Origin of the sequence: Paracoccus angustae (assembly GCF_042648745.1) — a bacterium.
Taxonomy (GTDB): domain Bacteria; phylum Pseudomonadota; class Alphaproteobacteria; order Rhodobacterales; family Rhodobacteraceae; genus Paracoccus; species Paracoccus angustae.
Genome location: NZ_JBHRXY010000034.1, coordinates 1 through 20,221, shown reverse-complemented (window position 1 = coordinate 20,221; position 20,221 = coordinate 1). Strand labels below are relative to the sequence as shown.

At 62.9% G+C, this 20,221-nt stretch carries 18 protein-coding genes and 3 pseudogenes; 11 read left to right on the top strand and 10 right to left on the bottom strand.

Features of this window, described 5'->3' with window-relative positions:
• The first annotated feature begins 6 nt into the window (after nt 1-6).
• Genes ACFOM8_RS19385 through ACFOM8_RS19360 form a run of 6 tightly spaced genes read left to right on the top strand, consistent with a single transcriptional unit; the run spans nt 7 to nt 5,129 of the window.
• Complete coding sequence (locus ACFOM8_RS19385) at nt 7-846, top strand: ABC transporter permease (RefSeq protein ID WP_377763924.1); 840 nt, start codon at nt 7-9, stop codon at nt 844-846.
• Nucleotides 843-1,958, top strand: a complete 1,116-nt coding sequence (locus ACFOM8_RS19380) for an ABC transporter ATP-binding protein (protein WP_377763923.1) — start codon at nt 843-845, stop codon at nt 1,956-1,958. The genes ACFOM8_RS19385 and ACFOM8_RS19380 overlap by 4 nt, the downstream gene beginning before the upstream one ends.
• Nucleotides 1,959-2,978: an asparaginase gene (locus tag ACFOM8_RS19375; RefSeq protein ID WP_377763921.1), complete on the top strand. Its 1,020-nt coding sequence runs from the start codon at nt 1,959-1,961 to the stop codon at nt 2,976-2,978.
• Nucleotides 2,975-3,877 carry a polysaccharide deacetylase family protein gene (locus ACFOM8_RS19370; RefSeq protein WP_377763920.1) on the top strand — a complete coding sequence of 301 codons (903 nt, stop codon included), beginning with the start codon at nt 2,975-2,977 and terminating at the stop codon, nt 3,875-3,877. The genes ACFOM8_RS19375 and ACFOM8_RS19370 overlap by 4 nt, the downstream gene beginning before the upstream one ends.
• Nucleotides 3,878-3,883: 6 nt before the next feature.
• Nucleotides 3,884-4,177 (top strand): hypothetical protein, encoded by a 294-nt coding sequence (locus tag ACFOM8_RS19365; protein ID WP_377763918.1) that lies wholly within the window; start codon nt 3,884-3,886, stop codon nt 4,175-4,177.
• Nucleotides 4,170-5,129 carry a CobW family GTP-binding protein gene (locus ACFOM8_RS19360; RefSeq protein WP_377763916.1) on the top strand — a complete coding sequence of 320 codons (960 nt, stop codon included), beginning with the start codon at nt 4,170-4,172 and terminating at the stop codon, nt 5,127-5,129. The genes ACFOM8_RS19365 and ACFOM8_RS19360 overlap by 8 nt, the downstream gene beginning before the upstream one ends.
• A 12-nt stretch (nt 5,130-5,141) precedes the next feature.
• Here ACFOM8_RS19360 and hydA read toward each other — a convergent pair whose 3' ends face one another.
• From hydA to ACFOM8_RS19325, 7 genes are all read right to left on the bottom strand, one after another.
• On the bottom strand, nt 5,142-6,575 hold the full coding sequence (hydA, locus tag ACFOM8_RS19355) for a dihydropyrimidinase (RefSeq protein WP_377763915.1): 1,434 nt from the start codon (nt 6,573-6,575) through the stop codon (nt 5,142-5,144).
• A 14-nt stretch (nt 6,576-6,589) separates the two neighbouring features.
• Nucleotides 6,590-7,363, bottom strand: a complete 774-nt coding sequence (locus ACFOM8_RS19350) for an SDR family NAD(P)-dependent oxidoreductase (protein ID WP_377763913.1) — start codon at nt 7,361-7,363, stop codon at nt 6,590-6,592.
• Complete coding sequence (locus tag ACFOM8_RS19345; RefSeq protein WP_377763911.1) at nt 7,360-8,280, bottom strand: NAD-dependent epimerase/dehydratase family protein; 921 nt, start codon at nt 8,278-8,280, stop codon at nt 7,360-7,362. The genes ACFOM8_RS19350 and ACFOM8_RS19345 overlap by 4 nt, the downstream gene beginning before the upstream one ends.
• A gap of 18 nt (nt 8,281-8,298) precedes the next feature.
• A complete protein-coding gene (locus ACFOM8_RS19340; protein ID WP_167623892.1) occupies nt 8,299-9,915 on the bottom strand; it encodes an ATP-binding cassette domain-containing protein in 1,617 nt (538 codons plus the stop codon).
• A complete protein-coding gene (locus ACFOM8_RS19335; RefSeq protein WP_377763910.1) occupies nt 9,915-10,760 on the bottom strand; it encodes an ABC transporter permease in 846 nt (281 codons plus the stop codon). Before ACFOM8_RS19335 ends, ACFOM8_RS19340 begins: the two co-directional genes overlap by 1 nt.
• A 10-nt stretch (nt 10,761-10,770) precedes the next feature.
• Nucleotides 10,771-11,811: an ABC transporter permease gene (locus tag ACFOM8_RS19330; protein ID WP_205049053.1), complete on the bottom strand. Its 1,041-nt coding sequence runs from the start codon at nt 11,809-11,811 to the stop codon at nt 10,771-10,773.
• Nucleotides 11,812-11,875: 64 nt separating this feature from the next.
• Complete coding sequence (locus tag ACFOM8_RS19325; protein WP_377763908.1) at nt 11,876-13,453, bottom strand: ABC transporter substrate-binding protein; 1,578 nt, start codon at nt 13,451-13,453, stop codon at nt 11,876-11,878.
• 264 nt (nt 13,454-13,717) lie between these two features.
• On the opposite strand from ACFOM8_RS19325, the gene ACFOM8_RS19320 reads away from it, so the two are divergent.
• From ACFOM8_RS19320 to ACFOM8_RS19310, 3 genes and pseudogenes are all read left to right on the top strand, one after another.
• Nucleotides 13,718-14,461 (top strand): GntR family transcriptional regulator, encoded by a 744-nt coding sequence (locus tag ACFOM8_RS19320; protein WP_377763906.1) that lies wholly within the window; start codon nt 13,718-13,720, stop codon nt 14,459-14,461.
• A gap of 498 nt (nt 14,462-14,959) precedes the next feature.
• Nucleotides 14,960-15,883, top strand: a pseudogene (locus tag ACFOM8_RS19315) (pyridoxal-phosphate-dependent aminotransferase family protein); the annotation flags it as partial.
• Nucleotides 15,884-15,894: 11 nt separating this feature from the next.
• The gene (locus tag ACFOM8_RS19310; RefSeq protein ID WP_377763905.1) at nt 15,895-16,197 is read left to right on the top strand and encodes an integrase core domain-containing protein; all 303 of its coding nucleotides are present in this window, start codon (nt 15,895-15,897) and stop codon (nt 16,195-16,197) included.
• Between the two features lie 235 nt (nt 16,198-16,432).
• On the opposite strand, the pseudogene ACFOM8_RS19305 reads toward ACFOM8_RS19310, so the two are convergent.
• Both ACFOM8_RS19305 and ACFOM8_RS19300 read right to left on the bottom strand, forming a co-directional pair.
• Nucleotides 16,433-16,597, bottom strand: a pseudogene (locus tag ACFOM8_RS19305) (IS481 family transposase); the annotation flags it as partial.
• A gap of 207 nt (nt 16,598-16,804) precedes the next feature.
• Nucleotides 16,805-17,689 carry a LysR family transcriptional regulator gene (locus ACFOM8_RS19300; RefSeq protein ID WP_377763904.1) on the bottom strand — a complete coding sequence of 295 codons (885 nt, stop codon included), beginning with the start codon at nt 17,687-17,689 and terminating at the stop codon, nt 16,805-16,807.
• A 95-nt stretch (nt 17,690-17,784) separates the two neighbouring features.
• Here ACFOM8_RS19300 and ACFOM8_RS19295 point away from each other — a divergent pair, with 95 nt between their 5' ends.
• Together ACFOM8_RS19295 and ACFOM8_RS19290 are read left to right on the top strand one after the other, a co-directional pair.
• Nucleotides 17,785-18,885 (top strand): NADH:flavin oxidoreductase, encoded by a 1,101-nt coding sequence (locus ACFOM8_RS19295; RefSeq protein WP_377763903.1) that lies wholly within the window; start codon nt 17,785-17,787, stop codon nt 18,883-18,885.
• A gap of 363 nt (nt 18,886-19,248) precedes the next feature.
• A pseudogene (locus ACFOM8_RS19290) lies at nt 19,249-19,788 on the top strand (IS110 family transposase); the annotation flags it as partial.
• Nucleotides 19,789-19,939: 151 nt separating this feature from the next.
• Here the strand turns inward: ACFOM8_RS19290 and ACFOM8_RS19285 are convergent.
• Nucleotides 19,940-20,221, bottom strand: a 282-nt coding sequence (locus tag ACFOM8_RS19285; RefSeq protein WP_377763902.1) for an ATP-binding protein, incomplete at its 5' end; no start/stop codon positions are given.

The window sequence follows — 20,221 nt, the reverse complement described above, 5'->3', positions numbered from 1 at the left end:
GCACACATGACGCAATCATCCACGCGCCGGGGTGCGGGCTTTTACGTCCTGGCGGCGTTCTTCGCGCTGTTCGTGCTGTTTCTTTATGGCCCGATGCTGATGATCTTCATCCTCAGCTTCCAGGGGCCGACCGGCGGGCTGACCTTCCCGATGCGGGGGGTGTCCACGCATTGGTTCAACGACCTGTGGACCTCCAGCCGCTATGGCGACCTGGGCGGGGCGTTCCGGCGGTCGCTGGTCCTGGGCGTCATGGCCATGGCGATCACGGCGGTGGTGTGCCTATTCGCGGCCCTGGGCTTCCGCCGCCGGTTCTGGGGCGCGGGGCCGATCTTCTATCTGTCCATTGTCAGCCTGATCGTGCCGGGCATCCTGCTGGGCCTTGGCATCAGCCAGCTGTTCCAGCTCTTGGGCCTGCGGCTGGCCTGGTGGATGTCGGGCCTTGGCGCGCATCTGTCCTGGACGCTGCCCTTCGGCCTGCTGATCATGTTCGCCGTCCTGAACCGCTTCGACGGATCGTGGGAGGAAGCGGCCCGCGACGCCGGCGCCCGGCCCTGGCAGGTCTTGGGCCTTGTCACCGTGCCGATCCTGTTTCCCGGCCTGATCGCGGTGGCGCTGTTCGGCTTTACCCTGTCCTATGACGAGATGCCGCGGTCGCTTCTGACCGTGGGGGGCCGGAACACCCTGCCCATCGAGATTTCCAACATGACCACCAACGTCACCACGCCCGCGCTGTATGCCATCGGCACGGTGACATCCGCCGTCAGCTTCCTGGTGATCGCCACGGCCTTCCTGGCCATCGCCGTGATCCAGAAACAGCGGTCGCGCGCCAGGGGAAGGACCGAATGACCGAACAAAGCCGCATCGACATCCGCCACGTGACCAAGCTCTATGGGCGGACCAAGGCCGTGAACAACGTCGATCTGACCATCGCGGGCGGCGCCTATTGCTGCATGATCGGCCCGTCCGGCTGCGGCAAGACCACGCTGCTGCGGATGATCGCCGGGCACGAGACGCCGACATCGGGCGCCATCCTGATCGGCGGGACCGACGTGACCACGGCCCGCACCGGCAGCCGGGGCACGGCGCTGATGTTCCAGAACTATGCCCTGTTCCCGCACCTGTCGCTGACCGACAACGTGGCCTTCAGCCTGCGCGTCAAGGGCGTGCGCGCCGACGACCGCCGCCAGGCCGCGCGCGAGATGCTGGACCGGGTGCAGCTTCTGCACCTGGCCGACCGGGTGCCGTCGGAACTGTCGGGCGGCCAGCAGCAGCGCGTGGCCCTGGCCCGCGCGCTGATCAACAAGCCCAAGGTGCTGCTGCTGGACGAACCGCTGTCCGCCCTGGACGAATTCCTGCGGCTGAAGATGCGGGTCGAACTGAAGCGGTTGCAGAACGACCTGGGCATTACCTTCATCCACGTCACCCATACCCAACCCGAGGCGATCGCGCTCGCCGACCAGGTGGTGGTGATGGACCACGGGCTGATCGAACAGGCCGCCAGCCCGCGAGAGATCTACAACCGCCCGCACAGCCCCTATGTGGCGCGCTTCATGGGCGGGCAGAACGTGCTGGCGGGAAGGGTTGACCGCATCGACGGGACCACGGCGGTGGTCGCGGGGCGGAACGGCGTTTCCTATGACCTGCCCGCCGCGCGGGATGTCGAACCGGGCCAGGATCTGCGCTTTTCCGTGCGCCGCGACCGCATCGCGATCCGCCCGGACGCGGCGGCGCGGAACGGCCTGTCCGGCACCGTCGTCAACATCGAATACCAGGGCACCTTCGTGAAGGTCGCGCTGGAGACCGGGTTGGGCGAGGAGTTCATGATCTACATGGACGACGAGGATTACTTTGCCCACCCCCACGGCGTCGGCGACACCGTCCACGCCGCCTGGGACGCGGCCATGAACCATCACCTGCCCGGCACGAACGACTCGACCGGCACCCCGCACGAGGATTAGATGACACCCCGGGTCGAGATCATCGCCCTTGGCGGCACCATCGCCTGCGCCCCGGATGCCGGCGCGGCGGGCGTGGCCCCCAGCCTGACCGGCGCGGATCTGGTGGCGGCGGTGCCGCAACTGGACGCCTTGGCGCGGATCAACGCGCGCAACCTGTCGAACCTGCCCTCGACCGAGATCGGCCTGCCGCTGGTCTTCGACTTGGCGGCGGCGATCCGCGACCATGAAGACGGGGGCACCGCCGGGGTCGTGGTCACGCAGGGCACCGACACCATCGAGGAAACGGCCTTTCTTCTGAACCTGCTGCACCGGGGCGACATGCCGGTGGTGGTGACGGGGGCGATGCGCAACCCCTCGCTGCCCGGGGCGGACGGCCCGGCCAACCTGCTGGCCGCCGTGGCCTGCGCGGCCGATCCCGGCTGCCGCGACCTGGGCGTGATCGTCGCCTTCGACGACGTGATCCACCCTGCGGCCTGGGTGCAGAAACGCGACACCTCGGCCACCGGGGCCTTCTGGTCGCCCTCGCCCCTTGGCTGGATGGCCGAAGGCCGCCCCGCCCTTTACGCCAAGCCGCCGCGCGGGGCCACGTTCGACCTGCCGCAGGGCGCCCCCCTGCCCTTCGTGCCGATCCTGAAGCCCGGCCTGTCCGATCCGCCCCTGCTGGTTCAGGCCTGCCTGGACGCGGGCGCCGCCGGCCTGGTGCTGGATCTGGCGGGCGGCGGGCATGTGCTGTCGTCCTGGATGGATCCGTTGGCGGCGGCGGCACGCCGGATCCCGGTGATCTTTGCCAGCCGCACGCGCGGCGGGCGCGTGCTGTCGCGGACCTATGGCCAGGCGGGCGGGGAAATCGACCTGCTGAACCGCGGCCTGACGGGCAGCGGCGACCTGGACGCGCTCAAGGCCCGGCTGGTCCTGATGCTGGCCTTGATGACCGGCGCGCCGGGCCGGTTCGGCGCCTTCACCGACCTGGCCTGGCAGCCCGGCGATCCTGCAAACACCTTCACAGGGAGATCACGATGACCAAGAAAATCTACTGCGCCTTCGGCACCGACATCGATTCCGTCGCGGGCTGGATCGGATCCTATGGCGGCGGCGACAGCCCGTCCGACATCCAGCGCGGCATCTTCGCGACCGAGGTCGGCATCCCGCGCCTGCTGCGGCTGTTCAGGAAATACGACCTGCGCACCAGCTTCTTCATCCCCGGCCATTCGCTGGAAACCTTTCCCGACCAGATGCGGATGATCGTGGACGCGGGCCACGAGGTCGGCGCGCATGGATACCTGCACGAAAACCCCATCGCCATGACCCCCCAGCAGGAGGAAGACGTGCTGGTCAAGTCCATCGAGCTGATCGAGGGCCTGACCGGGCGCGCCCCGCGCGGCTATGTCGCGCCCTGGTGGGAGATGTCGAATTCCACCGCCGCGCTGCTTCAGAAATACAATTTCAGCTATGATCATTCGCAGGGCTATCGCGACTTCCAGCCCTTCTATGCCCGCGTGGGCGACGAATGGAACACCATCGACTATACCAGGCAGGCGAAGGAGTGGATGCACCCGCTGAAGCACGGCCACGAGATCGACCTCGTGGACATCGCGGCCAACTGGTATGTGGACGATCTGCCGCCGATGATGTTCATGAAGAAGGCGCCCAACAGCCACGGCTTCGTCAATCCCCGCCATATCGAGGAAATGTGGCGCGACCAGTTCGACTGGGTGTATCGGGAAATGGACTACGGCGTCTTCGCCTTCACCATCCATCCCGACGTGGCGGGCCGTCCGCAGGTGCTGCTGATGCTGGAACGGCTGATCGAACACATCAACGGCCATGACGGCGTCGAATGGGCCACCTTTGAAGACATCGCCGACGATTTCCGCGCCCGCTATCCCTTCGACTCGGGCAAGCGGCCCGAGGTGATCTGAGCCGTCATGTGCAGCGCCTGCGGCTTTCCGGCCGCCCCCGGCCACTGGACGGATGCGGGTGCGCAGACGCCCGGCGACCGGCTGCGGCTGCGCTTCGCCCGGCTGGAGGCAGTAAACCGCCTTCTGGCCCCCTTCGGGCTGAAGGCCTGGGACGACGGCGCCACCCCCGGCCTGCAACTGTTCGCGTCGGGCGGCCAGCGGGAACTGGTGCCCGATCTGGCCGCGCTGTGGGGGGCGGCGGAACGGATGGCGGGCCAGCCCATCGACCCGCTGTCCGACCGGGCCCTGGCCGATGGCTGAATCCCGTTCGGACGGCCGGTTGCCGCTGACCATCCTGGGCGGCTTCCTGGGCGCGGGCAAAAGCACCTGGCTGCGCCACCAGCTGCACATGGGGCGGTTCGGCGGGCATCACGTCCTGGTCAACGAGGCGGCGGAAACCCCGGTGGACAACCTGCTGCTGGCCGGGGCAGGCCGGATCACCGTGCTGGCGGGCGGCTGCGCCTGCTGCGCGGGGCTGCCTGCCCTGCTGGCCGCCCTGCGCGCGATCTGCGACGCGGCCAGCGGCAGGCAGGCGGGACAGGTCGCGGGCGTCCTGCTGGAAACCAGCGGGTTGGCCGACCCGGGCCGGATCGCGGCGGCCATCGCGGGCGATCCCGTGCTGGTGCGCCGGCTGGCCGTGGCGCGGGTGCTGGTCCTGGTGGACGGCCTTCACTGCGGCCCCCAGCTTGCCACCGAACCCCTCGCCCGCGCGCAGATCGAGGCGGCGGACGAGTTGATCCTGACCAAGCCGATGCAGGCCGATCCCGTGACGCTGGCCCGGCTGGCGCTGACGCTGCGCGCGCTCAACCCCGCAGCGGCGCTGTCGGCGGCGGAACAGGGCGTTCCCGTTCCGCTGCCGCCGGAAGACGGACTGATGCCGTTCGACCTGCCCCCGCTTGGCGCCGGCGAACCGATCCTGCCCTATCGCCTGGACGTGGGCCGCGAAGACGGGTGGGTGGCGCTGTCCACCTGGCTGTCGGCGCTGATCCAGGCCCGGGGCGAGGACATCGTGCGCATCAAGGGCGTGGTGCGCACGCCCGCCGGGCGGCTGCTGCTGCAATCGGTGCGCCGGGTGGTCCAGCCGCCCGAGATCCTGCCCGATGACAACAGCGTCCTGGCCGGACCGCCCCCCGAGGAAGGCGTGATCGTGCTGATCGGCCGGGGCATGGACGCGGACAGGCTGGCCCGCTCCTGGCGCCGCTTCGGCACCTGACCGGGCGCCGGGTCAGTCCATCGGCGCGCCCGCGCCGCGCCCGGCCATGCGCGACAGCGCGCGGGGCAGGAAGCGGCCCGCGTCCTTCCTGCCCAGGATCTCGCCCTCCTGCATGACCACCTCGCCGCGCAGGATCGTCGCATGGGGCCAGCCCGTGACCTCATAGCCTTCCCACGGGGTGTAATCCGCCCCATGGTGCATCAGCGCCTGGCTGATCGTGACGCGGCGCGCGGGATCCCACAGCACGATGTCGGCGTCAAAGCCCGGCGCGATCGACCCCTTGCTGGTCAGTCCATAGATCCGCGCGTGGTTGGTTGATGACAGCGCGACGAACTCGTTTTCCGTGATCCGCCCCTTGACCACGCCTTCCGACCACAGGATCGGCATCCGCACCTCGACCCCCGGAATGCCGTTCGGCACCCACTTGAAGGCGGTGCGGGCCTTGGGGTTCTTCTTGCCCATCTCGCCCTCGAAGAAGAACGGGCAATGGTCGGACGAAAAGGTCTGGAACACGCCGGTCTGGATGCCGTTCCAGATCGCCTCCCAGCTTTCGCGGTCGCGCGGTGGGGGCGAGCAGACGTATTTGCCGCCCGTGTCGTCCATGTTCAGGCCCTTCAGATCCTCCGCCGTCAGCGAGACGTATTGGGTGCAGGTCTCGCCCATGATCTTCAGCCCGCGTCCCCTGGCCCAGCGGATCTGCTCCATCGCCTCGCGGCCCGAGACATGGACGATCATGATCGGCACGCCGGTCAGTTCGGCATGGCTGATGGCGCGGTGGGCGGCCTCGCGCTCGACCGACTGGGGGCGCGACACGGCGTGGTAATAGGGGGCGAGCTTGCCCGCACGCTCCAGCTTCTCGGTCATGAAGCGGATGGCGTCATAGCCTTCGCAATGGACCATCACCAGGGCGCCCTGCTCGCCCGCCGCGTCGAACACCTCCAGCAATTCGCGGTCGTTCAGCACCAGGTCGTCATAGGTCATGAAGACCTTGAGCGAGGTATAGCCCGCCGCGACCAGGGCGGGCAGTTCCTGGCCCAGCACGGCAGGCGTCGGATCGGTCAGGATCAGGTGGAAGCCATAGTCGCAGAAGGACTGGCCGTCCGCCTCCTTGTGGTAATCCTCGACCGCCTGGCGCAGGGACATGCCGCGCGATTGCAGGGCAAAGGGGATCACGGTGGTGTTGCCGCCCGCGATGGCCGACCGGGTGCCAGTCTCGAAGCCGTCGGCCATGGCCGGGCCGCCGAAGGCGGGCTGCGCGAGATGCACATGGCTGTCGATGCCGCCGGGCATCACGCGCAAGCCCGTCGCGTCGAGTTCCCGCTTACCCTTGTCCAAGTCGAGCCCGACAGCCACGATCTTGCCGTCGCGGATGCCTACATCCGCGCGTGCGGTATCAGCGGCGGTTACGACCGTGCCGCCTCGGATGACCAGGTCGAATTCCTGCATGACGTTCCCTCTCCTCATACCATCACGTCGCCGCCGTTGGGCGAAAGCGTCTGCCCGCAGTAAAATGCCCCGCCCGTTTCCGAAGCAAGCAGCAGCGCGGTGGGAGCGATCTCGTCCGGCTGCCCAAAGCGCCCGACCGGCAGCTGCCCTTTCTTCATCGTCAGCCAGGCGTCGCTGTGGCCCATCAGCAAGGGCGTTTCCACCGGGCCGGGGGCGATGCCGTTGACCATGACGTTATGCGCGGCCCCTTCGTAGGACAGGGCGCGGGTCAGCCCGACCACGCCCGCCTTGGCCGCGACATAGGCCGCAAGGCCCGGCGCGCCCTTATAGGCCAGTTGCGAGGCGATGTTGACGATCCGCCCGTAACGCCGTTCCACCATGCCGGGGAAAAAGGCGCGCGTGACCAGGAACACCCCGCGCAGGTTCACGCCCAGCATCCGGTCCCATTCGGCGACCGTGACATTGCCAAAGGGCTTATCCTTGCCGCCAATGCCGGCGCAGTTCACCAAGATGTCGGGCTCGCCGAGGGTCGTAGCCGTCCATTCGGCCAGGGCCGAGACCTGCGCCTCGTCCGCCACGTCGCATTCCAGGAAGGCAAGCTGGCGTCCGGCGGCCTGGAACTCGGCGCCCAGAGCCTCTGCTCCCGAAGCATCGCCGAAATGGCAGATGGCCACATCGGCGCCCGCATCGGCAAACAGCATGGCAATGGCCGCGCCGATGCCCCGGCTGCCGCCGGTGATCAGCGCCTTACGGCCCTGCAGCGAAAAGGGCGCGACGATAGATGTCATTGCTTGTTCTCCCGGGCTTTCAGCCAGTCCAGATAGCTGCGGATGCCCTCCTCGAACGAAATGTTCGGCCGATAGCCCAGGTCGCGCTCGGCGGCAGAGATGTCGAAGCGTTCCTGGCGCATGTCGCCCGGATCGTCGCCGGAGGCGACCTCGACCCTGGCGCCGGGGACAACTCGCATCACTGTCTCGGCAACCTCGGCCAGAGTCAGCCAGGATCCACCGGTAATATTGTAGGCTTGCTGCGAGAGATTCGGCTGGTCGAGAGCCGCGATCATGGCGTCGCTCGCATCATCGATGTGCAGATACTGTCGCGGAAAATCGCGACCAAAGGGAATGTGGGTGGGTCGGCCCGCTATCGCATCGGTCAGCATCTGGCGGATGAGGCAGGCGGTGCTGCGACGTGGACCGTAGACCCAGCCAATGCGCAGGTTCACCGTATCCACTCCAAACTGTAGCTTGTAGGCGTTCATCACATGTTCGGCAGCCGCCTTCGAGGCCCCATACATCGTGTCCGGCACCATCACCGTGTTTTCGGAAACGGGAGCAGGCGGGGTCACCCCATAAGCCGTCGCCGTCGAGGCAAAGACCACGCGAACATTGCCAATGACGCGGGCAAGTTCGCCGATATTAGCAGCGCCGCCGATATTCACTTGCACCATCTGGATCGGGTGGTCGGGCGATACCATCGGTCCTGAAAACGCTCCGCAGTGGACGATCCGGTCGATGTCATGGGCGCGGGCGATTGCGTGTAAACCATGGACATCGGTCACATCGCATTCGCGAACCTCGCGCCCATCCACGGTCGTAGCCATGCGGTCGATGGCGATCACACTTGTCCCCCGATCTTCCAGCTTGCACCGCACGGCATTGCCGATCAGCCCGGCAGCGCCGGTGATCAGAACGTGACGTTCACTCATTCAAGATTTCCTTCCCGATCAGGCCGCAAATCGTTCAATGGGCAATTCCGCGCCCAAGAGCATGCGGGTATAGTCGTGCTGAGGATGGGCGAAGATACGTTCGGTTTCTCCAATTTCGACGATCTTGCCATGGCGCATCACCGCGACATTATGCGCGAGCGACCGAACCGAATTCAGGTCATGGGTGATGAAAAGCGTCGCCAGTTGCATCTCGCGTTGCAGGTCGCGCACCAGGTCGATGATCTGGGCGCGCACCCGGATATCTAAAGCGGTCGTTGGTTCATCGAAAACCACGAAGTCGGGGCGAGTTGCCAACGCCCGTGCCATCCCAACCCGCTTTTGTTCACCCGCCGTCAGTTCATGGGGAAAGACGTCGGCAAGTCGGCTGGGAAGGCGCACCAAATCCAGCATCTCAAGCACGCGGGCTCGCCGGGTCGCGGAAGTCGACGCGGTGGGGTCAAGCGCCAATGGCTCGCTGATCAATCGCTCCACTGTCCATCGCGGATTAAGGGCAACATAGGGTTCTTGGAATACCATCTGGATGTTACGCCGCATGGGGCGAAACGCCTTGTCAGGCAGCGTCAGCACATCGTCCCCATTGAACAGAACCCTGCCGCTGTCTGAGCCCAGAAGTCGTACAAGGCATTGACCCACCGTTGTTTTTCCTGATCCGCTTTCACCTACCAACGCCAACGTCTCGCCTTTTGGAATTGCAAAGGAGACGTCATCCACCGCCTTGACCACGTGGCCAGAAGGAGTTGGAAAATGTTTGACCAAGTTGACGACCTCGAGCAGCGGTGTTGCCCTGCCAATGTCGGGTTGTAGATCGGACCTCGTCATGGGGGCGGGTCGTGCGCGGGCTGCTGCCAGTAGTTCAGCACCATATTCGGTTGTGGGATGATGTAGAAATGCAGCCGTTGCACCCTCTTCGACGATATGGCCATCGCGCATGATCGACACCCTGTCGCAATAGCGTGCGACGATGCCAAGGTCATGGGTGATGATGATCGCGCCCATACCGGCCTCGCGGCAGCGCGCCACCAGCAGGTCCAGCACCTGGACCTGGATCGTCGCATCTAGCCCCAGGGTCGCATCGTCCGCGAGAATAACTCGCGGCTCGGCCACAAGAGCCATGGCAATGATCACTCGCTGGGCCATTCCACCGGAAAGTTGATGGGGGTAGGCTTCGGCGCGCTTTTCGGGATCGACGATACCCACCTTGCTGAAAAGCGCTATCGCCTCTGCACGTGCGGCAGCGGGGCTGATATTCTTGTGCGCGCGCAACACATCAGCCACCTGCACGCCGACGGGACGCACCGGGTCTAGAAGAGACTTGGCATCCGTACCAATCAGGGAAACTTGGCCACCACGCAGCTTACGCAATTCCTCGGCAGACATCTGACTCAGGTCGCGCCCAGCCACCTGAACTGTCCCGCCGCTGACCTGCCCCTTGCCCGGCAATAGACCGATCAGGGCACGAGCAAGAACAGATTTGCCTGCGCCGGTTTCACCCACGATGCCTAGCACCTCGTCTGGGCCCAGTTGCAGGTTGACACTGTGAAGCACCGTCTGCTCCCCGAATGTCACCGATAGGTTGCGGGCTTCAAGCAGCGGCTTTGTATCCTGGATCTGCATCAGGCTCTCTCCCTGCGGGGGTCAACATAGTCGCGCAACGCGTCCGCCATCAGGGCAAAGCTCAGCACGGAAAAGACGATGGCCAAGCCGGGGAAAAGCGCGACCCACCAGACTCCTAGGATCATCTGCTGCGATCCGACGGAAACCATCAGCCCCCATTCGGGCAATGGCATCCGCACTCCTGCCCCGATAAAGGACAGACCTGCGGTTAGCAGGATTGCCATCCCGATCGAGATCGAAATCTGGACGATGGCCGGCGTCAGGGCATTTGGCAGGATGTGCCGGAACATAATCTTGCCATCCGTGGCGCCCGAACAGCGCGCGGCAGCGATAAACGGACGGTCACGCAGAGACAGCGCCTCGGCCCGGATCAGACGGGCGAATATCGGCACGAAAAGTACCGCAAGCACGATCGCGACGTTCCATATCTCCTGCCCCATAACCGATACCAGCGCCATTCCCAATACGAAGACAGGAAAGGACTGGATGAAATCGAAGACGCGCATGACCATGGTGCTGGCCCAACCTCGATAGTATCCGACGAGCAGACCTATGGGCACACCGATAGCAAAAGCCACCGCAACTGCCACGACTGAAATCAGCAGGTTGACCCGTGTGGCATAGATGATGCGTGAATAGATATCCATTCCGGACACGTCCGTGCCCAACCAATGCGCAACAGATGGCGGCTGGAGCGAGGCCAAAGGATCGGCCTCTGTCGGTGCATGTGTTGCCAGAAGAGGCGCGAAGATGATTGCGATAACCTGTAGCAGCAGCAGCACCAGCCCGAAAGTCGCGCCTGGTCTGCTGAGAAGAAAAGCAAAAAAATTCCTGATCTTTATCATAATTGGCCCCTCAGACCTGAATCCGCGGGTCGGCCAGTTCGTAGAGGATATCTACGACCAGATAGACCACCAGGATGAAGACCGCCGCCACCAGCACAAAGCCTTGCAGTGCGGGGTAATCGGAATAGGTCACCGCCTGCACCGCGTATTGGCCGAGCCCTCCCCAGGAAAAAATCGTCTCGACCAGCACGGCCGCACCCAGCAGGAAGCCCACCAGAAAGCCCACAAGCGTGATGATGGGCGGCAGACTGTTGCGCAAGGCGTTGCGGACGATGCGGCGCTGGCCCAATCCGCTAGCTCGCTGGTGGCGGATGAAATCGGCACGCCAGATCTCGGCGAAGGTCGTCTTGGTCATCTTCATCAGCGCACCCGCATTCACGATGGTCAGCGTCAGCACCGGCAGCAGCAACCGCCCCGCTGCCGATTTCAGTGCTGCGAAATCGCCCGCGATGATTGCGTCGAAGGTATAGAAGCCCGTGACCGTGGATGGCGGGGTGATCATCGGGTCGATCCGGCCGAACGGCGCCGCCGCGATCCCCAGGGTGCTGAACAGGAAGAAGATCAGCAGAAGGCCGACCCAGAAATCCGGGATCGCTCCGGCCGCCATGCCATAGAAGCGGCTGACGTAATCGGCCACGCCGCCCGGACGGACCACCGCTAGGACCGCGATGGCGACCGCGATCAGGATGGTCAGGATCATCGCGTAGAAGATCAGTTCCAGCGTGGCAGGCGCGCGCTCCATCAGATCCACGGCGACCGGGTTCGAGGTGAACAGCGAAACTCCCAGATCGCCCTGAAGGACGCCGCCCAGGTAATGCACGAACTGCTGCCACAGGCTGCCGTCAAGGCCAAGCTGTTCGCGCAGGTTGGCGATGCTTTCCGGGGTTGCCATGTTGCCCAGCATCAGCAGGGCCGGATCGCCGGGTAGCATCCGCACCAGCATGAAGGTCACGAAGATGACGCCAAGCATCTGCGGCACCACCATGGGAAGCCGCGTCAACACGATACGCAGCGTTCGCGGCAGACGCCGCCAGGTCGTCGAAAGGCTCATGTCGGTCATCCGTCAGAGAGAGATGCCCGCCGGAGACCCCGGCGGGCAAGGCTATCGTCAGCGATCATTCCTTGTGGAAATCGAACCAGGCGTTGCCGTTGGGCGTGTACCACGAATAGCCCTTGACGTTCTGCCGGGTCGCAAGCTGATAGCCGGGGTTGAACAGGAACACCCAAGGCGCGTTTTCCATGGTGATCTGCTGGACGCGCTTCATGTCCGCCAGTCGCTTTTCCTCGTCGGTCGAGGTGAGGGCGCTGTTGATCAGCTCGTTCACCTCGTCGCTGTGGAAGCGCGAATAGTCGATCAGCGAATTGCTGTTCAGCCACAGATTCGCCACATAGGCGGCATCGGGAACGATGGCCATGTCGCGGAAGAAATACATCGGGATCTGGCCCTTGGTATAGCGCTCGACCAGTGTTGACGCTGGCAGCTTGGACAGGGTGACATCGACCCCGGCCTTGGCGAAGGCCGTCTTGAGGATGACCGCCAGCTCTTCTTCCATCTGGTCGCCGGTGCGATAGCCAAGCTCGGTCTGGAAGCCGTCTGGGAAGCCCGCCTCGGCCAGCAGGGCCTTGGCCTTCTCGACATCGTTCTCGAAGCCGAAATATTCATCTGTGAAGCCCGGATAGATTTCTGAAATCGGGCTCTTGGTCGGGCGGGCGGTGTCGAAATAGACGGCCTTCGCGATCTCGTCGCGCGGCACAAGGTAATTCAGCGCCAGCCGCACCTTGGGATTATCGAAGGGTGGCGTCTCGTTGTGCATCTCGACGCGGTGGATATAGTTGCCGAACACCTTATGCACCGTCACGCCGGGCATCTGCCCCAGCATCGACAGCTCACGGGGCGACAGGTATTCTGCCACATCGACCGCCCCCGCCTGCAAGGCCGCCAGCCGGTTCGCGCTAGTAGGCATCTCGCGGAAGATGACCCTCTTCAGCTTCGGCTCACCGCGATAATAATCCAGGTTGGCGTCATAGACGATTTCCTGGCCCGGCGTGTATTTCGTCACCTTGTAGGGGCCAAAGGACGCCGAATTGATCGCCAGCCACCGCTGGCCCCAAGGGTCTTCGGCCGTCAGGTGTTCCTTCATCGTATCCGAATCAAGGATCCCCAAGTCGCTGTTGACCCACAGCTTCTCCAGCAGGGGTGACGGATTCGGAATGCTAACCCGCACGGTCATGTCATCGACCTTGGTGAAAGCAGTCTCGAAATTCTCGATCTTCAAGATCTGGGTCATGTACCAGTGGAAGTTCGACTTCAGGTTCCAGCCCCGCTCAAAGGACCACATGACATCGTCGGCGTTCAGCGGGTGCCCCGCGCCGCTGACTACGTCGGGCCGCAGATGGAAGGTGATCGACTTGAAGTCCGGCGCAACCTCCCATGTCTCGGCCAGCGCGCCGGTGATCTTCGAGAAATCCTCGTAGTTCACCCCGTCCTCACCCTGCTTCATCTCGAAGGCCAGCAGCCGTTCGTTCACGTTGCGGCGCAACTCATGGACGGCCTCGGTGGGCGGGTATTCCTGGTCCAGCGATTCCGGCGTGCGCGGACCGGCGACGATCAGGGTCTCTTGCGCGGTCTGCGCGGTGGCGGGATGTCCGTTGAAGGCCGCCGCGGCGACAAGCGCACCGATAGCAGTCTGCAACAGAACGCGCCGGCTGGGGAAAAGAAGGGTCTTAAGGTCCAAGTCATGATCTCCCTGTGATCGCGCCACCCTTGCTCTGTCTCCGCAAAGCTCTTCGTCTGTGGCTGGTTTACATCGTTGGATACAATCAAGGGGACAACGATGCGGCCTGTCAATTGAAATTGAGGATCCGGTGTGCGATATACTGTGAAACGTGCAGGACGATCTGAAATGCTCAGGTGTTAGGCTGAGATCGAATAGCGAGAGGGCATTTCGGAAAAACCAATGGATGATGAAGACATTTCAGGGGAAAGCAGCGCTAAACGCCGCCACGGTTATACTGAACAGGAAATTACTCGGCGCCTGATCGAGGCAATCTTTGAACAGCGTCTTCCCCCGGGCGAGAGGATCACCGAAACGCAGCTAGCCGGTATTTTTGGGGTCAGCCGGTCTGTCGTTCGCCTGTCAATGAGCAAGCTTTCGGACATCGGCGTCTTCAGGAAGACGCCCAACCTTGGCTACACGATCGCGGCTCCTTCCCGGGCCGAGGCCAGGATGATGCTGAATGTGCGCAAGATGATCGAGCCTGATATGGTCCGGTCGATCACCATGTCACGCTCGGCAGCGGACATCCAGCGGCTTGCCGATCATATCGCCATAGAGGAAGCGGCGCGGCAGGCCGGCGACCGTTCGAAACTGGTCCGGCTGACCGGGGAATTTCATCTGAAGCTGGCCGAAATCAGCGGCAATGTCTATCTGGTACATATCCTGACGCAGCTTCAAGTGCTGACTTGTCTGGCGATTCTGGTTCATGCCGAATCAGAAACAGGCTGCCCGAGGGACGAGCACAGCAGCATCGTTAGCGCCATTGTTGAGGGCGACGGAGACAAGGCTGCTGCCGGGATGATGCATCACCTGACCCACATCTCGGAAGAGCTCCAGATCGACAATCTAAGACCGGAACCCAGTCTGGAAAGCGCCCTCCGCTGGCTGGGTGCGGGGCCGGAAAGTCTGATCTGTACGTCGTGACGGCGTTGATGACATGACCGCTCCTCTTGTGGATCGTTGCAGACCCACCTTGGCACATCAGATGCCGTCAGGGGGCGGTCACATCATCAACGCCACTCTAAATGCACATTCCAGCATCCTTCGATGCACAACAAGTGGCCTACGGTAGCTACCACACTATTTGCTTGGCAAGCAGAACATACCAATCCAGTCAAATGGTTTCGGGACGATTGTCTGTGCCTAGCCAAAGACGATGGTGGAAAATACTGTAAAATCAGCTGACTACCTTCAATTTCGTCTGGTTTGGAGGGGAAGAATTGATCCGTAGGGATTGAGTGATCCGAAGAACAAGCGCTTAAAAATTTTTCTCTCGCCTAAAATTTAAGCAAGTTCTGAAAAACTCTATCATGTTGAAAAGGCGCAATAAATTTGATTTTTTCGAATAGTGGAAATTGTTTTCAGTAAAATTGCTATTCTTTGTGAGGTTGGTAGGTTTGCTGGCAGATGATGGAGAATCCTATGACCAGCCAGAATCCCGTGTTCATTCCCGGCCCCACGAACATCCCCGAAGTGCTGCGCAAGGCCGTGGACATGCCCACGATCGACCATCGCAGCCCGGTCTTCGGACGCATCCTGCACCCGGCGCTGGAAGGGGTGAAGAAGGTGCTGAAGACCACGCAGGGGCAGGTCTTCGTCTTCCCCTCGACCGGGACCGGCGGGTGGGAAACCGCGATCACCAACACGCTGTCGCCCGGCGACACCGTTCTGGCGACCCGCAACGGCATGTTCAGCCACCGCTGGATCGACATGTGCCAGCGCCACGGCCTGGACGTGCAGGTCGTCACCCAGGAATGGGGCGAGGGCGTCCCGGCCGACCGGTTCGAGGAGATCCTGACCGCCGACAAGGCGCACCGGATCAAGGTCGTCCTGGCGACGCATAACGAAACCGCCACCGGCGTGCGCAGCGACATCGCCGCCGTCCGCCGCGCCCTGGACAATGCAGGCCACCCGGCGCTGCTGTTCGTGGACGGCGTTTCCTCCATCGGGTGCTATGATTTCCGCATGGACGAATGGGGCGTCGATATCGCCGTGACCGGCAGCCAGAAGGGCTTCATGCTGCCCCCCGGCCTGGCCATCGTCGGCTTCTCGCCCAAGGCGCTGGCGGCGGTCGAGACCGCGACGCTGCCGCGCACCTTCTTCGACATCCGCGACATGGCCAAGGGCTATGCCGCCAACGGCTATCCCTATACGCCGCCGGTCGGGCTGCTGAACGGGCTGAACGTCGCCTGCGACATGCTGCTGGACGAGGGGCTGGAGAACGTCTTCGCCCGCCACCACCGCATCGCCGAGGGCGTGCGCCGTGCCGTCGCCGCCTGGGGGATGTCTCTGTGCGCCAAGCGCCCCGAGCTTTATTCCGACAGCGTCAGCGCGATCCGCGTCCCGGCTCGAATTACATGTCGGGCGATTTCCAGCGCGAGATCCGGTTCCTCGGCATGACCAGCTCGCCCGCCTTTGTCCGCCAGCCCGAGGGCAACGGCGTGGCCGAACGGGCGATCCGGACGCTGAAGGAGCAGCTCCTCTGGGTTCGGCACTTCGCCACGATCGAGGAACTCAGGCTGGCGCTGGCCACGTTTGCGGCTCTCTACAACGCCAGATGGCTGCGCGAACGGCATGGGCACAGGACGCCCGATCAGATCCGCGCAGAGCAAAGGGCCCTTGAAACCAAAGCCGCCACGGGGTTCAAACTGGCGGCATGACCGGCGCAAAGCACTGTCTCAAAACCGTGCCCCGGTACAGTGGCACTGACCTGCCGACCTTCGTGGAGGCTTTCCTCGACGATCCGCACTTTGTCTGCATCGCTCCAATGTCGCCGGCGGACGCCATCCGCCGCGGACATAACTTCAATCGGGGGTTCGAATTTAAGGTCGCGCATAAGGTCGAAGCTATCACCCAAACCCAAATCCCGTCAGGCGGCCCTCCGCGGAGGCATACGCTTGACCGATCCTGGCAGGCCTGTTCGCCGCGCTTGCGCCCTTTGCGCCCAGTTTCCTCGCTGATGCCGTAGCGTTTGGCCAGGATCCTGGTGGGCTCGGTGGAGCGGGCGATTTCAGCCCGCACAGCCGGCGTGATCCGGGCTTGGGGATGGATCTGCATCATCACGTCCCCTCGGCAAGAAGGGGTTCAAAGCGCCAGGCATGTTCAGCAATGGCCCAGCTTACCTCGTCCCAATGTTGTTCCGCAACCAGACAGCTAGGTAATCGTGATATCCAATCAGCTCAATCAATTCGTGCAAGCCGTTCCAGTAAAAACGGGAAGGCGGAGACGTGCCTGGGTGGTCGTGGCGGGCGGTGACAGTCCGGTTTGTCAGGTCTCTTGTTGGATCAGGTGAGCTTTGATGGCGTCCATGACTGCCCGCGTTCGGCGAGGAATTTGCCGGCGGGTGGGGTAAACGCCCCACATGCCAAGCTCTGGCAACTCAGCATCCTTCATCTCGATGCGTTCGAGGCAGCCCTGTCGGAGACATTCTTCCACATCCCAGTAAGTCATCACCGCAAGACCTGCGCCGTCGCGACAAGCAGCCCGAATCGCTTCGATGCTATTGGCAGTGAACGGGCCGTTGACCCGTATCCAACGGATCTCCTCGCCAATGCGGAACGGCCAGCTTGGGATGCCGTGGAGGGTCAGGCAAGGATGGCCGACCAAGTCGGCAACAACAGCAGGTTTTCCGAACCGACGGATATAATCAGGAGCGGCACAAAGGACCCGGGGATTTGTCGCCAGCCGAGTTGCAATAAGCTCCGAGGAATTCAGCGGCGAAACTCGGATCGCAAGATCGAGGCCAGTGCCAGCAAGATCCACAATCCCATCCGTCAACGTCAGATCGACCTTGAGCAAAGGGTTGTCCGCCATAAGACGCGTCAGGGCCGGAACGATGATCGACCGGCCGATCAGGTTTGGCGCTGTCACCTTCAACACCCCCTGAAGGCCGCTGTCGCCTGCCGCTAGCGCCGCAAGAGCGGCATCGTGCGTTTCCAGTAAGGAAATCGCGTATGGAAGAAACGCTTCACCTTCGGGCGTGAGAGAGACCGATCGCGACGTGCGGTGAAAAAGCCGAACCCCTACCTCGCTTTCCAAACTGGCAAGGCGCCTGCTGACTGTCATGACAGGAACGCCCATCTGCCGGGCCGTCGCCGAAAGCGTTCCCAACGATGCGATGGACCGGAAAAGAGCGATGTTCTCGATGAGCATATTGTAACGCTATTCGTTAAGCTCCTTACCGTCCAGCCTCACTTCTGGCTTATAAGTTGCTCGTCTAAGTCTCTGCCAACACAAGGAGAGATATGATGACTGATGAGCAACAAGCGCTCCTTTCGCCCGTGACATTGGCAGGCCGCACTTTGAAGAACCGTCTTGGCGTGGCGCCGATGACACGCGTCACTGCCACCGAGGATGGACGCGCGACCGAGACGATGACCCGCTACTATGAGCGCTTCGCTCGCGGTGGTTTCGGGCTTGTTATCACCGAAGGCATTTACACCGATCAGGCCCATTCACAGGGCTATGCATTTCAGCCGGGCCTGACTGACGAGGCACAGACAGGCGCCTGGCAACTGGTGGTCAAGGGTATCCAGAGCCATGGCGCGCTGGCGATTGCCCAGCTGATGCATGCGGGCGGTATTTCACAAGGAAACCGGTTCCGCGACACCAACGTCGGGCCATCTGCTATCCAGCCCAAGGGTCAGCAGATGACCTTCTACCGGGGTACGGACGACTATCCCGTGCCGCAGGAAATGAGCGAAGCGCAGATTGCAGAAGCCATCGAAGGCTTCGCATCCGCCGCCGTCTTTGCGGTTGAGGTCTCGGGCTTCGACGGGGTCGAAATCCATGGGGCAAATGGCTATCTGCTGGACCAGTTCCTCACAGACTATGCAAACAAACGGAGCGACCAATATGGCGGCAGCACCCAAAATCGCGTTCGCCTGACCATCGAGGTGGTCAATGCCGTTCGCGCGGCGGTCGGCAAAAGCATCCCCCTTGGCGTTCGCATCTCTCAAGGGAAGGTCAACGACTTTCACCACAAGTGGGCAGATGGCGAGAAAGACGCAGAGATCATCTTCGGCTCCTTGTCCGACGCGGGCGTTGATTACATCCACGTCACGGAATTCGAAGCGTGGCAGCCCGCCTTCGGATCCGGGCCGAGCCTCGTGCAGTTCGCGAAGAAATACGCTCCGAACACTATCGTTCTTGCCAATGGAAGCCTTCACGACGTTGAGAAAGCCGAAGCGGTTCTGAAGGACGGAGCCGATGTGGTGACGCTGGGCCGTGGTGCGCTCGCCAATCCGGACTTCCCCATTCGGGTCGCACATGCTGAGCGGCTTCGCGACTTTGACCCGGCGGTCCTCGGTCCGATTGCTGATGTCAAGGAAAGCGAACTCACACTCTGATCACCGAAAGTCACTGTTGATTTTCCAGGCAGCGTCCGCACTCTCGTGCGGGCGCTCACGACTAGTTGATATGAACGGCACAGCATGAGTTGGTGAAGTTCGCGGTTTTGTTTGGTGGCAGAAGTACACACGGCTCTCTAGCTAGCAGCCTTCCCCGGAAGATCGTCATCGATATGCCGCCAATACCCATGCCTGCGTATTCCACGCCATCCAACCGCTTATTCCAGCAACATCAGACCAGCCGTTCCACGGGCATCCGATCGGTCGGCGGTAGCGGTCTGAGGGGCGTTGATGATGTGACCGCCCCCCGACGGCATCTGATGTGCCAAGGTGGGTCTGCAACGATCCACAAGGGGAGCGGTCATGTCGGAGATTATCACGGTCGGGCTCGATCTGGCGAAGAATGTGTTCCAGGTGCATGGAGCCGACGGCACAGGACGGACGGTTCTGCGCAAAAAGATACGGCGAGCGCAGATGCTGGAGTTTTTCAGCCAGCTGCCCTCGTGCGTCGTGGCGATGGAAGCCTGTGGCGTTGCCCACTTCTGGGGCCGTGAGATCGGCAAGCTGGGCCATGATGTGCGGTTGATCCCGCCTGCCTATGTGAAGCCATTCGTCAAGCGGCAGAAGAACGACATGGCGGACGCCGAGGCCATCTGCGAGGCGGCGATGCGGCCCACGATGCGCTTTGTTCCAGTGAAGAGCGAAGAGACCCAAGGCGCGGCAATGGTCTTTCGCGTGCGCGAGTTGCTGATCCGGCAGCGCACGCAAGCGATCAACGCATTACGCGGCCATCTGACCGAGTTCGGTCAGATTGTTCCGCAGGGAGCGGCCAATGCCTCGCGGCTGATCGCGATCGTGGAAGATCCAGAAAGTGATCTGCCTGCCGGTGCCATTCCCACGCTGAAGTGTCAACGGCGGTGCAAAATCCGGCCACGCGGCGGGGTAAAATCAGGCCAGGCGGCGGTGACCGGCACCATGGCGCGCGCGCTCACCATAGTGCTGGCGCGTGCCATGGTGCCTTGGCCCCTTGGGGCCAAAACGAGGCGATGTGATTTCAGGACTTTTGTTGCTGCTTTCGGGCAGTGCTGTTGGCGAGGCGATAACTCTCGCCGTTCATTTCGAGGATGCTGACGTGGTGGGTCAGCCGGTCGAGCAGTGCGCCGGTGAGGCGCTCGGAGCCGAAGGTCTCGGTCCATTCATCGAAGGGCAGATTGCTGGTAATCAAGGTCGCGCCGCGCTCGTAACGTTGCGAGATCAGCTCGAACAGCAATTCGGCACCGGTCTTGGACAGCGGCACGAAGCCCAGCTCATCGATGATGAGCAGCTTGTAACCGGC